The organism is Arthrobacter sp. RCC_34, from assembly GCF_041360795.1.
Taxonomy (GTDB): Bacteria; Actinomycetota; Actinomycetes; order Actinomycetales; family Micrococcaceae; genus Arthrobacter_E.
Window position 1 is genome coordinate 173,791 of sequence record NZ_JBFUPW010000002.1, and the last position, 12,616, is coordinate 186,406.

Annotated in this window: 12 protein-coding genes and 1 tRNA gene; 3 read left to right on the forward strand and 10 right to left on the reverse strand. The window is 69.7% G+C overall.

Going from position 1 to position 12,616, the window contains the following annotated elements; all coding sequences use genetic code 11:
• The first annotated feature begins 32 nt into the window (after positions 1-32).
• Positions 33-638 (forward strand): TetR/AcrR family transcriptional regulator, encoded by a 606-nt coding sequence (locus AB6732_RS09630; RefSeq protein ID WP_370959761.1) that lies wholly within the window; start codon positions 33-35, stop codon positions 636-638.
• A 51-nt stretch (positions 639-689) separates the two neighbouring features.
• Positions 690-956, forward strand: coding sequence for a hypothetical protein (locus tag AB6732_RS09635; protein WP_370959762.1), 267 nt, complete (start codon positions 690-692; stop codon positions 954-956).
• Between the two features lie 81 nt (positions 957-1,037).
• Here AB6732_RS09635 and AB6732_RS09640 read toward each other — a convergent pair.
• The 10 genes from AB6732_RS09640 to AB6732_RS09685 all read right to left on the reverse strand — a co-directional run bounded on the left by AB6732_RS09640 (position 1,038) and on the right by AB6732_RS09685 (position 11,569).
• Positions 1,038-1,110: transfer RNA gene (locus tag AB6732_RS09640), tRNA-Asn, on the reverse strand.
• A 69-nt stretch (positions 1,111-1,179) separates the two neighbouring features.
• Entirely contained in the window at positions 1,180-3,069 is a 1,890-nt protein-coding gene (gene dnaG, locus AB6732_RS09645) for a DNA primase (protein WP_370959763.1), read from the reverse strand.
• 94 nt (positions 3,070-3,163) lie between these two features.
• Complete coding sequence (locus AB6732_RS09650; RefSeq protein WP_370959764.1) at positions 3,164-4,429, reverse strand: deoxyguanosinetriphosphate triphosphohydrolase; 1,266 nt, start codon at positions 4,427-4,429, stop codon at positions 3,164-3,166.
• A gap of 116 nt (positions 4,430-4,545) precedes the next feature.
• Positions 4,546-5,877, reverse strand: a complete 1,332-nt coding sequence (locus AB6732_RS09655) for an ATP-binding protein (RefSeq protein WP_370959765.1) — start codon at positions 5,875-5,877, stop codon at positions 4,546-4,548.
• Positions 5,878-5,959: 82 nt separating this feature from the next.
• Positions 5,960-6,583, reverse strand: coding sequence for a response regulator (locus tag AB6732_RS09660; RefSeq protein ID WP_370959766.1), 624 nt, complete (start codon positions 6,581-6,583; stop codon positions 5,960-5,962).
• 3 nt (positions 6,584-6,586) lie between these two features.
• The gene (locus tag AB6732_RS09665; RefSeq protein WP_370959767.1) at positions 6,587-7,792 is read right to left on the reverse strand and encodes a sensor histidine kinase; all 1,206 of its coding nucleotides are present in this window, start codon (positions 7,790-7,792) and stop codon (positions 6,587-6,589) included.
• Between the two features lie 17 nt (positions 7,793-7,809).
• Positions 7,810-8,619, reverse strand: coding sequence for an ABC transporter permease (locus tag AB6732_RS09670; RefSeq protein WP_370959768.1), 810 nt, complete (start codon positions 8,617-8,619; stop codon positions 7,810-7,812).
• Positions 8,616-9,548, reverse strand: coding sequence for an ABC transporter ATP-binding protein (locus AB6732_RS09675; RefSeq protein ID WP_370959769.1), 933 nt, complete (start codon positions 9,546-9,548; stop codon positions 8,616-8,618). Before AB6732_RS09675 ends, AB6732_RS09670 begins: the two co-directional genes overlap by 4 nt.
• Positions 9,549-9,719: 171 nt before the next feature.
• A complete protein-coding gene (dusB, locus tag AB6732_RS09680) occupies positions 9,720-10,892 on the reverse strand; it encodes a tRNA dihydrouridine synthase DusB (RefSeq protein WP_307496371.1) in 1,173 nt (390 codons plus the stop codon).
• A 47-nt stretch (positions 10,893-10,939) separates the two neighbouring features.
• On the reverse strand, positions 10,940-11,569 hold the full coding sequence (locus AB6732_RS09685; protein WP_370959770.1) for a TetR/AcrR family transcriptional regulator: 630 nt from the start codon (positions 11,567-11,569) through the stop codon (positions 10,940-10,942).
• A 162-nt stretch (positions 11,570-11,731) separates the two neighbouring features.
• Here AB6732_RS09685 and AB6732_RS09690 point away from each other — a divergent pair, with 162 nt between their 5' ends.
• Positions 11,732-12,517, forward strand: coding sequence for an SDR family NAD(P)-dependent oxidoreductase (locus tag AB6732_RS09690; protein WP_370959771.1), 786 nt, complete (start codon positions 11,732-11,734; stop codon positions 12,515-12,517).
• The last annotated feature ends 99 nt before the right edge of the window (positions 12,518-12,616 follow it).

A 12,616-nucleotide genomic window follows, 5' to 3' on the forward strand; every position in this document is an offset into this window, starting at 1 on the left:
ATTCTAGTTTTATAGCGACTATGCTGGATTGCATGGTCGAAACATCAGCCCCCGGACGCCGGGAACGCAAGAAAGCGGCAACCCGCAAGGCGATCGCCGACGCGGCACTCGAACTGTTCCTCGCCCGCGGCTTCGACGGCGTCACCATCAAGGAGGTGGCGGAGCGGGCCGATGTCTCCCTGGCCACGGTCTATGCCCACTTCCCCCAGAAGGAGGCCCTGGTCTACGACGAGGACGACGAGATCCGGGACGCCCTGCTGGCCGCGGTGAGCGACCGGGAACCGGGCATGACCATCTGCACGGCCATCCACCACTGGCTCCGCCAGGTCATGAAGGAACACGAGGAGTACGGCGCCGAGGTGGCCCGGTTCCACGCCATGATCATCGCGGCGCCCTCGCTCCGCGAGTATGAACGGTCCATGTGGATGCGGCACGAGACCGCCCTGACGGCCACGATCGCCGCGGAGCTCGGCCAGCCCGCCTCCCATCCGTTCATTGGCGTCTTCGCGCACTACGCCCTGGAGACCTGGGCCTTCCTGGACCGTACGGAAGATCCCGAGGCCTCCCTGGAGGCCACCTTCGCACTCCTGGAGCCGGGCTGGGCGGCTTTCGAGGAACGCCTCTCCGCGGAGCGCTGAACGAAGAGCACTGAACGAGGAACGCCGAACGGAACGGGTAGTCTGGCCGTCATGATGGGGAATGAGACGAAGAACACGGACGGCGACCCGCGGGAGGCGAAAGCCGAGGGCTCCTTCGGTCCGCTCCTGATCGGCGTCGGGCTTCTGGTGGTCGCCCTGGAGGCTTTCGTGACCAGTGGCTCCCACCCGGGCGTGTACGTCCTGGGAGCGCTCCTGGTGCTGGTGGGCTGCACCGAACGCCTGAGAGGAGCCCTGAGGGGCACACAGGACGCGCAGAGGCCCGCGAAGGCCCCCGCCCGGGAGCCCATCGATCGCTGAGACACCGGTGCCGCACCGGGTCCGGGCAAAGAAAAACCCCGGGTCAGCGGCCATTTCAGGCCGCCCACCCGGGGCGAAAAGCTCCTCCTGCTGGACTTGAACCAGCAACCCTTCGATTAACAGTCGAATGCTCTGCCAATTGAGCTAAGGAGGATCGAAGCGAGTAAGACATTACCAGAGCCCCGGCCCGAACATGAAATCGGCCCGGCGCCACCGGCCCCTCTCAGGCGTTCTGCCGCAAGGACCGGCGCTGCATCTCCAGGCTGAGCAGCTGCCGGTTCAGATCCTGCACCATGGCCGGGTCCGCGTCCGCCCCCATACGTTGCAACTGGCCCAGGAGATCGGCCTTCTGATGGGTGATGTCCAGCTCGAACAGCCGGGCCAGGATGTCCCGGCACGCCCTCAGCAATGCGTCCTCGTCGGCCGCGGGGATCATCGCCACCGCCAGTTCGGAAACCAGCGCGCGCAACGGTTCCGGAACCTCCTCACGGACCGCCTCGACCCACGTGACCGGGTCGGTGGTGCGGGCCGAGCCCACGGCGCGGATGGCGGTGTGGACGGCCTGGTAGGCGGGCACCACGAAGTGCGCCTGGGAGAACATCTGCCAGTGGCGCTCATCCAGGACCTGAGGTTGCTGCAAGGCGACCTCCAGGGCCTGGCGCTCCATGGCGGCCGCCGGGTCCCGCGGATCCGGCCTGCCGTACTGCGCGGAGGCATCCACCGTCTCCACGGCTGCCGCTCCCCCGCTCTCCGGAGACGACGACGGCGCCGCCGAGGCCCGCCGCGCGGCCGTCTGCACCGCGCGGGACACCTCCTCCATGGACATGCCCAGCCAGCCGGCCAGTTCGCGGGTGTACGCGGGACGCAACGACCCGTCCCGGATCCGGGCCACGATCGGCGCGGCCTCCCGCAGGGCCTGGACCCGTCCCTCCACGGTGTTGAGATTGTGCTTCTTCAGGCCCACTCGGATGGCGAACTCGAACAGCGGCCTGCGGCTGTCGATGAGATCCTTCACAGCCTGGTCGCCCCGGTGCTGCCGGAGTTCACAGGGGTCCGCGCCGGACGGCTCGACCGCCACGTAGGTCTGCGCCACGAATCGCTGGTCCTCCTCGAAAGCGCGCAGGGCCGCCTTCTGGCCCGCGGCGTCGCCGTCGAAGGTGAAGACCACTTCGCCGCCCGTGCCGTCGTCCGAGAGGAGACGGCGGACGATCTTGATGTGGTCCCCGCCGAAGGCCGTGCCACAGGTCGCGACGGCGGTGGTGACGCCCGCGAGGTGACAGGCCATGACGTCCGTGTAGCCCTCGACCACCACGAGCTGCCGGCCGCGCACGATGTCCCGTTTGGCCTTGTCGATCCCGTACAGGACCTGGGATTTCTTGTAGAGCGGGGTCTCCGGGGTGTTGAGGTACTTGGGGCCCTTGTCGTCCTCGAAGAGCTTGCGCGCACCGAAGCCGATGACGTCCCCGGTGATGTCCCGGATGGGCCAGATCAGGCGGCCCCGGAAGCGGTCGTACAGCCGGCCGGACCCTTCACGCCCCGTGGAGAACATGCCGGTCTGCACCAGTTCCTCATCGCGGAAGCCCTTGGTGCGCAGATGGCCGAGCAGCCCGTCCCAGCCCTGCGGGGCGAACCCGACGCCGAACGACTCCGCGGCCGCGCGGTCGAATCCGCGTTCGGCCAGGAAACGCCGGCCCTCGATGGCGCCCGGCGTCAGCAGCTGGGTGGCGAAGAACTCCGCGGCGATCTTGTGAGCGTCCAGGAGCTTCTGGCGCTTGCCCACGTCCTCGCGGCGCGGTCCGGTGCCGCCGTCCTCGTAGCGGAGCTCGATGCCGACCTTGGCCGCGAGCTTCTCCACCGTCTCGCTGAAGGAGAGGTGGTCCATCTTCTGCACGAAGGAGATGACGTCGCCGCTCTCACCGCATCCGAAGCAGTGGTACGTGCCCACTTGCGGGCGGACGTGGAAGCTGGGGCTGCGCTCGTCATGGAAAGGACAGAGTCCCTTGAAAGAGCCGATGCCCGCGCTGCGGAGGGTGACGTACCCGTCCACCACCTCTTTGATGTCGGTGCGCTGGCGGACCGCCTCGATGTCTTCCCTTTTGATCAGTCCAGCCACGGTTCCATCCTAGTCCGGCTGGCAAGCCGGGACGGCCGCGGTGGGTGGGACGGCCGCGGCTGGTGGGGCGGCCCGGGGACGGAGACCCGCGGGATCACCAGAGCGACGGCAGACTGCCCACGAGGCGTTCGTGCAGGCTCAGCGCCGATCCGTCCGTCAGCGACGCGACCTGGTCGATGACGACCCGGAAGCGGGCGTCGTCGCTGTCCGCAGCGCGCCAGTCGGCGGCGAACATGGGTTCCAGGTGCTTGTCCCCCGTGGCGGACAACGCGCTCACGAGAGCCCGGAGCACCTCCTGCTGCCGCTCGTAGATCGGCTGACGGTGGTCCGTGGTCATGACGAACGTGGTGGCCAGACCCTTCATGACGGCGATCTCCATGACCGTCTCGTCCGGCACCATCAGCTGACCGTTGTACCGGGTCAGAGGGTCCGGGCCGTAGACGGACCGGGTCGCCTCTAGAGCGCTCTGGCAGAACCGTCCGATCAGCTGGCTGGTCATGTTCTTCAGTGCGGCCATCGACTTCCGGCTGCCGTCGGCCTCCCGCACCCAGACGGCGGTCTTCTCGAGACGGCTCAGCGCCTCATCGACCTCGGCCGGATCGGCATGGGGCAGGTACCACTGCCGGGTGTAGCCCACCACGCGGGCGCGGTGGTCCGGGTTGTCCATCCAGCGCAGCTGGAAATGCCCGGCCACGACAGCGTCCTCCACATCGTGCACGGAATACGAGATGTCGTCGGCCAGGTCCATGACCTGGGCCTCGATGCAGGTCTGGCCTGCCGGGGCGTTGTCCCGGACCCAGTCGAAGATCGGCAGATCGTCCTCGTAGGCGCCGAACTTGCTCGTGCGGCGGCCGTGGATCACGGGCGCGTCGGCGGCCTGCCACGGGTACTTGCACGAGGCGTCCAGGCTGGCGCGCGTGAGATTGAGTCCGGCGGGGGTGCCGTCCGGGGCGAGCACCTTCGGCTCGAGACGGGTGAGAAGCCGCAGGGTCTGGGCGTTGCCCTCGAAGCCCCCGATGTCATGGGCGATGTCATTCAGGGCGGACTCGCCGTTGTGGCCGAACGGCGGATGCCCCAGATCGTGGGAGAGGCAGGCGGTGTCCACGACGTCGGGATCGCAGCCGAGCGCCCTGCCGAGTTCACGGCCCACCTGGGCCACTTCGAGGCTGTGGGTCAGGCGGGTCCGGACGAAGTCGTCCGTGTCCGGGGCGACCACCTGGGTCTTGGCCCCGAGCCTGCGGAGCGCGGAGGAATGGAGCACCCGCGCCCGGTCCCGCTCGAAGTCGGACCGGTAGGTGTTCTTGGCCGGCTCAGCGACCCAGCGTTCTGAGGCGTGGGCCGGGTACTGTGCGTCACTCACGCCCTCAGTCTAGTCAGAGCGGGCCCTTCTCCCCCGGCCCATGACGCCATGACCCACGGATTTTCCGCGGACTTCGTCTCAGAGCGGAACCGGGCCGGGGACCCGGGCCGGGTGACTCAGGTCCGGGCGAGCGTCCCGATGTCCTCCAGGAACGCTTCGCGGACTTCCTCGCTGACGGTCGCCCGGGTGTCGGCGATGGTCTCCAGGTAGTCGCGCGTCGTGGGACCGCGGCGGCCGGCTCCGGCGCCAGCGCCGAGCGCAGCACCGTCCGCGGCCGCGAGGGCCGAGCCGCCGGCGTCGTACACCGCTTTCTCCAGGGCCCGCTGGGACGCGCTGCGCGCAGCGAACTCGATGTCCGCCGGGGAGAACCCCTCGCTGCGGTCCACGAGAGCCTGGATGTCGACGTCCGCCAGCACGGTCGCGGGGATGAACCGCTGCCACATGGCGGTCCGCGCCTCCTCGTCCGGGAGGCCGATCGGGATCACGTAATCGAAGCGCCCGTGCCGCAGGAAAGCCGAGTCGAGGGACCGGATGAAGTTCGTGGCGCACACGAGGAGGCGGCCGGGCTGATCACGGAATGCCGGAATGATCTTGAGCAGTTCGTTCGTCACCCCCTGCAGAGGCGACGGCGGTTCGCCCGAGCGCTGGGCCGCGATCTCCTCCACCTCGTCGATGAACACCACCGCGTGCTCCAGCTCCGCGATCTCCAGGAACGTCTCGCGCAGGGCGCCGGCCAGGCCCGCGGGATCGGCCGCGAGACGGGACGGGAACACCTCCACGAACGGCCATTCCAGCCGGGAGGCGATCGCCTTGGCGAAGGTCGTCTTCCCGGTGCCGGGCGGGCCGAAGAGCACGACGGCGCGCGGTGGCACCACGCCGAACTCCTCCGCGAGCTCGCCTTCCGCCAGGGGCAGCACGAGCCGCCGATCCAGCAGCTGCTTCTCCCGGGTCATGCCCGCGACCTTCTCCCAGAGATCGCGCGGCAGGATCCGGCCGCCGAGCTGCTCAAGGGCCCCGAGCTCGGCGCGCTGGATGGGGATCCGCCGCTCGTAATAGCGCAGATCCGCCTTCACCTGGAAGCCGCGGTTCAGGAACGCCTCCACCCGGGTCTCCTGGGTGGGCATGAGCGCGGAGAGCTTGTTCAGGCCGAGGGACGCCATGCGCTGCTCGACGCCGGCGAGCAGCGAGGTGCCGATGCCCTGCCCGTGCCAGGACTGGAGCGTGGCCAGGAAGACGATCCAGCCCTGGTCATGCGCCGCACGCCCGACGGCGGCCCCCACCACCGTGTCCCCGTGCACGGCGACCACGGCGTGGTCCTTCTCGCAGGACGCGAGCACTTCGGCCAGATCGTAGACGGACTCCACGCCGGACGCCTTGAGGGATTCCCAGAGGTGCAGGATCCCCTCCACATCCGAGGCGTGGAAATCGCGGATCTTCCAGGTGGTCATGACATCAGCTCCTTCGCCGGCCTCTTCGCCAGGGTGCCGACATCATGCCACGGGCCACACCGGCGCGGCCAGAGTCGTTCGGCTAGAGCAACCAACCGTTCTCCGCGGCGATCCGTGCCGCATCACCGCGGGTCCGTCCACCTGTCTTCGCCATGGCCGCCGAAAGGTGATTGCGCACCGTGCCCTCCGAGAGGAACACCTCGCGCGCGATGTCGGCCACCGTCCCACCGCCCGCGGACACCCGGAGCACCTCGACCTCCCGCGCGGTGAGCGGAGATTCCCCCGCCACGAGCGACTCGGCGGCCAGGGACGGAGCGATGACCCGCAGCCCGGCGTGCACTCTGCGGACGGCGTCCGCGAGCTGACGGGCCGGGGTGTCCTTGACCACGAATCCGGCGGCCCCGGCCTGGAGCGCACGCCGGACATAACCGGGCCGGCCGAACGTCGTCACCATGAGCACGCGGCAATGCGGGGCTTCCCTGCGCAGTTGTTCCGCCGTGGCCAGTCCGTCCAGACCGGGCATCTGCACGTCCAGGAGCGCGACGTCGGCCCGCTCCTCCCGCACGGCGACAATCGCTGCTTCACCGTCCCCCGCCTCGGCCACCACCTCGATGTCGTTCTCGAGCCCCAGCAAGGCGGCGAGCGCACCCCGCACGAGGGCCTGGTCGTCCGCGATCACGAGGCGGATCGCACTGTCCTGCGCCATGCTCTACATCACCACCGTCAGGCGGAAGCCGCCCAGTTCCGAAGGGCCCGTGCTGAGGGTCCCTCCCGCCTGCCTGACCCGTTCGGCCAGACCGTCCAGTCCGGTGCCCCGTCCGCTCCAGTGCGACGTCGCAGTGTCCCGGGGTCCAGAGGAGAACGCGCGGCCGTCCCCGGAGGCTCCCGCGGCGACGGCGAGCGCGGGGCGCCACGCGCCGTCGTCGTCCACCTGCACGCCGTCCGCGGACAAGGTGACCCGGCAGCGTGCCGCACGGGAGTGGCGGACCACATTGGTGACGCCCTCGCGCACCACCCAGCCGAACAGCTCGCGGTGCGCCACGGGAACCTCATCCACGGACCCGGGCAGTTCCGCCTCGATGCCTGCGGACGCGAGCGCGCCGCGGGCCTGGGCCAGCTCCGCGACGACGTTCACGCCGCGGTACCCGGCCACCGTGGCCCGCACATCGGCGAGCGCTCCCCGGGTCAGGTCTTCGATGTCCTGCAGCTCGCGGGCGGCGCGGGCCGGGTCGGCTTCCAGCAGCCGGCCCGCGAGCTCGGCCTTCACGGCCACCACGGTCAGGGAGTGGCCCAGGATGTCGTGCATATCGCGCGCCATGCGGTCCCGTTCGGCGGCGACCGCCGCAACCGCGAGGTCCTTCCTGGTGGCTTCGAGCTGCTGCCGGAGCTGGATCTGCCGGGCGAAGGCCATCATCATGAACCCCAGGGACAGCACGAGCGACGCCTGCATGAACCCCGCCTCCGGCTGCCCGCCGGCCGACTGGAGCAGCAGCGAGCCGACGGCCAGGGCGAGGACCGACACCGCACGCCACCGGGCGGGCAGCGGCAGCATGGCTGCGGCGCAGGCCACGAACGTCCACGTCCACAGACCGGGAGGGCCGAGGGTGAGCACGACCAGGGCGTTGCTGGCCAGGAGCACCACCAGGACCACGGCCGCCGTACCGACGCGTTCTTCAGGCTTCTTCCGCGACCAGGCGTACAGCGGGCCGACGGCATAGCAGGCGAAGAAGAGCACGGTCAGTCCGGTGATCAGCAGCTTGTTCCCGAGCGAGTCGGCCGGGTCCGCCCAGACCGTGGCGTAGGTGGGCCACGTCCACAGCAGCAGGGAGAACCCGGCGCCGATGAGCCAGTTCCGGGGCCCGGCCCCGGAACGCCAGCTCACCCATCGGCCGGGTGTCTCCCGCGTCTCTTCCATGAGAACCAATCTAGAGCTCAGACGCGCTTGGTGTCTTTGCGGAAGGCCAGCGCGGCGCCGGTCACGAAGACGGCGAGCCAGACCACGGCGTTCACCACCCAGATCCAGTCCCACGTCTCGGTCAAGGGGCTGCGGGCGATCTGCCCGATCCCGTAGGCGGGAGAGAAGCGCGCGATGTCCGCGAAGGTGCTGCCCATGACTTCCAGGGGCATGAACAGCCCGCCGAGCATGGCCATGATCGCAAGCACCGGCCCGAGGAGCTGCATGACGTTCTGGCTCGGCATCAGATAGCCGACCATGAGGCCCAGTGCCGCGAAGACGAGGGAGCCGAGCCAGGCGGCGAGGCCAGCCACCACCAGGGTCACGCCATCCAAGTGCACGCCGAAGAGGGCGCCGATCACGAACTGCGCGACGACGGCGATCAGGCTCATGGCCAGGGCGGCCGCGGCCTTCACCAGGATGTACGCGCCGGGCCGCAGCGGCGTCAGCCTGAGCTGCCGGGACCATCCCTGAGCCCGTTCGACCGCCACCTGGGACCCGGACGCGGTGGCCGAGGTCATCGCGGCGTACACGGTCAGGCTGATGAGGATGTACTCGCCGTAGCTGTGGGTGCCGCCCGGGAGCATCTGGTTCTTGTTCGACAGGCCGAAGATCGCGAAGAACAGGGCCGGGATGGCGATGGTGAAGATCAGGGTGCGGCGGTTGCGGAGAAGCCGCTTGATCTCGATCCACAGGAAGGTGCCGTTGACGCCTCCCGCTGCGGGCTTGCGGTCGACCAGCTGAATGGCGGCCTGCGGGTCCCGTGCGGTGTCGGTGGTGGCGCTCATGCCTGGGCCTCGTTTCCGGTGAGGGTCGACTCGACGGCGGGTTCGGCGTCGTCGCTGGTGAGGGCCACGAAGGCGTCCTCGAGGTTGTTGGCGCTGACCTCGACGTCATGCGCGTCGGTCTCGGCCAGGAGGAAGCGGAGCACGGTGTCCGAATCCTGGGAGCGGATGGTGACCCGGGCGCCGTCGTACTCCACGGAATCCACCTCGGGGAGCCGGACCAGCCGCGGATCCTCGTGGCTCAGCGCAGCGCGGATGGTGCGGCCGGCGGCAAGGTTCTTGATCTCTGCGGCGGTGCCGTCCGCCACCACGCGGCCCTGGCGGACCAGGACGATCCGGTCGGCGTAGGCGTCGGCCTCGTCCAGGTAGTGCGTGGCGAAGACGACGGTGCGGCCCCGCTGGGCGTCCTGCCGGATGGCGTGCCAGAACTCGCGGCGACCGGTGACGTCCATGCCGGTGGTGGGTTCGTCCAGGATCATCAGCCCGGGGTCCGAGACCAGGGCCATCGCGAAGCGGAGGCGCTGCTGCTGACCGCCCGAGCACTTCTCCACCCGGCGGTCGGCGAGGCTCGTGATGCCGGCACGTTCCAGGACCTCCGCCACGGGACGTGGTGAGTCGAACATGGCGGCTGTGAGCTGGACCGTCTCCTTGACGGTGATGTCCCGCAGCAGGCCGCCCGTCTGCATGACGGCGGCCACCTGCCCCCGGGCGATCGCCTGACGCGGCGTGCCGCCGTAGACCTTGACACTGCCCTTCGTCGGCTCCGAGAGCCCCAGGATCATATCGATGGTGGTGGTCTTGCCCGCGCCGTTCGGGCCCAGGAAGGCCACCACTTCGCCGGGCTTCACTTGAAGGTCCAGGCCGCGGACGGCTTGCACCGTCCCGAAACTCTTGTGGAGGCCCTGGGCGTCCACGGCCAGTAGTTGGCTCATCGTGTTCTCGCATTCCCCGTCTGCCGGATGGATCCGGAAGAGCCTGTGCTCTCCCTCGGTATCCATTCGACCCTGGACGGGGTGCGAGGACCCCGGCCGTGCGTCACGTCCCGGGCATGACATCTGTCATGGCCGGGACGAGGCTGGCCGGGGACCGGGGGTGGCGGGGCGTCAGCCGCCCGAGACGTCCAGTTCGGCCGCCTTGATGGTGGCGCGCTGCTCCTCGTTCAGGCTGCGGCTCTCCAGCCAGCGGTCCGGCAGCGCGGTCTTCTTCGGGGTTCCGGCGCGGCCACGGGGGCCTTCGGCGTCGACTCCCGGGTACGGGGATTCCATGTCCAGCTGGTCGAGCAGCCCGCGCAGCGTCGCCAGGTCCGGCACCGCGGCGAGCTGGGCGCGCAGGTCTCCGCCCACGACGTAGCCCTTGAAGTACCAGGCCATGTGCTTGCGGATGTCTCGCAGGGCCTTGCCTTCGTCGCCGAAGGTGTCGATCATGAGTTCGGCGTGCCGGTACACGGCGTCCGCCACCTCGCGCAGGCCGGGGCGGATGCGATCCTCACGGCCGTCGAACGCGGCCTGCAGATCCCCGAAGAGCCACGGACGGCCCTGGCAGCCACGGCCCACCACCACGCCGTCGACGCCGGTCTGGCGCACCATGCGTTCGGCGTCCTCGGCGCTCCAGATGTCGCCGTTGCCCAGCACCGGGATGTCGGGCAGGGCCTCGCGCAGACGCGCGATCGAGTCCCAGTCGGCCTTGCCGGAGTAGAACTGACTCGCCGTGCGGCCGTGCAGCGCGACGGCGGCCACTCCGGCGTCGCGGGCGATGCGGCCGGCCTCGAGGTACGTGAGGTGGTCCTCGTCGATGCCCTTGCGCATCTTGATCGTCAGGGGGATGTCCCCCTTGGACGCCTCACGGACGGCGGTCTGGACGATCGCGGTGAACAGGTCGATCTTCCAGGGCAGCGCCGAACCACCGCCACGGCGGGTGACCTTCGGGACGGGGCAGCCGAAGTTCAGGTCGATGTGGTCGGCCCGGTCCTCCTCCACCAGCAGGCGGACGGCGGCGCCGACCGTGACGGGGTCCACGCCGTACAGCTGGACGGAGCGGACCTCCTCGTCGTCATCGTGTTCGATGATCCGCAGCGATTCCGGGGAGCGTTCCACGAGAGCCCGGGAGGTGACCATCTCCGCGACATAGAGACCGCCGCCGAACTCACGGCAGAGCCGACGGAAGGCCTTGTTGGTGATGCCGGCCATGGGCGCGAGCACCACAGGGGTGTCCACGGTGATGTCGCCGAGCTTCAGGGGCGGCAGCTCGATTCTGGTGGGAAGTGCTTCAAGGGTCACCCCACCATTCTCCCGCAACGGCGCAAATCGTGCGCGCCGCGCGTTCCTCAGAGGCCGGCGGACAGCCTCCGGAAGGCCTCGACCGCGAGCGACGACGCCGGGTGGCCGGGCTCGCCGTCGCCGTCCCCGGGGGTGGGGGTCACGTCCGCCGCCCAGGCTTCCAGCCCCACCCGGACGGCCGCGGTGGCCGCGGTGGCGTGGAGTCTGAGGAGCAGACTGTTCGCGGCGCCGAACCGGTCCGCCATGACGGCCAGGAGTTCGCGCTCCGAACGGGCGTTCACCACGGCCCACACCCCGGCCAGCTCAGCATCCTCCTCAGCGGCGATCAGGAGATTGCGCACGAGCTCCATCCCGTCCGCGGTTTCCCGGTCCTGAGGCGTGAGCGCATGGCGGATCGCCGCCGTCACGGCTTCTTTGCCGTCCGACCCTGCGGGCACGGCGCGCAACGCGTCCTGCCAACGTTCGGCCCCGATCTCCAGGAGCGGCGCGATGGCCTCTTCCTTGGTGCGGAAGTAGCGGTAGAAGGTGCGCAGGGAGATGGCGGCGCGCGCGGCGATCTCCTCGGCCGTGGTGGCCACGACCCCCTGCGCGGTGAAGAGCTCGGCCGCGGCGGCGGCGAGTTCCCTCCGGGTCTGGGCGCGACGGCGCTCCCTCAGGCTGGGCTGTTCTGTTTCCACCCCGTGATCGTAACCCAGCAACCCGAATGTCGGCACGCAATGCCGTATTGGCACGACGTGCCACAAAGCGTATGCTGACAGGACAGGGCCGGGCTGAGCCGCCCCGCCCACCCAGCGGCGACCGGCGCCCATTTCCCGGCCGCCCGGACCGAAAGGAACATCATGCTTCGTTATGCAGACCGCCGAGCCCTCGTCACCGGTGGCGGTTCTGGCATCGGACAAGCGACCGTGCTGCGCATGCTCTCCGAAGGCGGCGCCGTCGTCGCCGCCGATGTGAGCGAGGCCGGTCTGGCCGACACCGTGGCCAAGGCCGGCGACGCCGCCCCGCGCCTGAAGACCGTGGTCATGAACATCGCCGACGAGGCCTCGGTCAAGGCCGGCGTCTCCGAGGCCGTCGAGTTCCTGGGAGGCCTCGATGCTCTCGTCAACGCGGCAGGGGTCCTGCGCTCCTCCCACACGGAGCAGACCACCCTCGAATCCTTCGAGCAGGTCATCCGCGTCAACCTGGTCGGCACGTTCCTGGTGATCCGGGAGGCGATCCCCGCGCTCAAGGAGGGCACGGGTGCGGCCGTGGTGAACTTCAGTTCCACCTCCGCCGCCTTTGCGCACCCCTATATGGCGGCGTACGCGGCCAGCAAGGGCGGTGTGCAGTCCATGACCCATGCTCTCGCCGCGGAGTATGCTTCGGCGGGCATCCGCTTCACCGCGGTCCAGCCGGGCTCGATCTCCTCCGGCATGACCGACGGCAGCGGCCAGAGCCGTCAGAGCGTGGGCCCCGGCCTTCCGGAGGACGCCGACATGCGCCTCTTCCTGAAGCTCTCCCCCGCACTCGGCGAGGGCTTCGCGGGCCCCGAGACGGTGGCCGGCGTGGTCGCGATGCTCGCGAGCGAGGACGGCGCCTTCATCACGGGCACCGAGATCCGGATCGACGGCGGCACGCACTTCTGAGGCCCGCACCCTCCGCGAGGGCACGCCCCTCGGCCTTGCGTGCTCAGTTGTTGCGGGTGTTCGTCGGAAACACCCGCAACAACTGAGCACGCAACAGGC

What these genes read in the sequence shown, in the direction of transcription:
- AB6732_RS09675 (WP_370959769.1), bottom strand. Translation starts at nt 9,548, where the DNA reads ATGAGCCAACTACTGGCCGTGGACGCCCAGGGCCTCCACAAGAGTTTC.
- AB6732_RS09635 (WP_370959762.1), top strand. Translation starts at nt 690, where the DNA reads ATGATGGGGAATGAGACGAAGAACACGGACGGCGACCCGCGGGAGGCG.
- AB6732_RS09670 (WP_370959768.1), bottom strand. Translation starts at nt 8,619, where the DNA reads ATGAGCGCCACCACCGACACCGCACGGGACCCGCAGGCCGCCATTCAG.
- AB6732_RS09690 (WP_370959771.1), top strand. Translation starts at nt 11,732, where the DNA reads ATGCTTCGTTATGCAGACCGCCGAGCCCTCGTCACCGGTGGCGGTTCT.
- AB6732_RS09660 (WP_370959766.1), bottom strand. Translation starts at nt 6,583, where the DNA reads ATGGCGCAGGACAGTGCGATCCGCCTCGTGATCGCGGACGACCAGGCC.
- AB6732_RS09665 (WP_370959767.1), bottom strand. Translation starts at nt 7,792, where the DNA reads ATGGAAGAGACGCGGGAGACACCCGGCCGATGGGTGAGCTGGCGTTCC.
- AB6732_RS09630 (WP_370959761.1), top strand. Translation starts at nt 33, where the DNA reads ATGGTCGAAACATCAGCCCCCGGACGCCGGGAACGCAAGAAAGCGGCA.
- AB6732_RS09655 (WP_370959765.1), bottom strand. Translation starts at nt 5,877, where the DNA reads ATGACCACCTGGAAGATCCGCGATTTCCACGCCTCGGATGTGGAGGGG.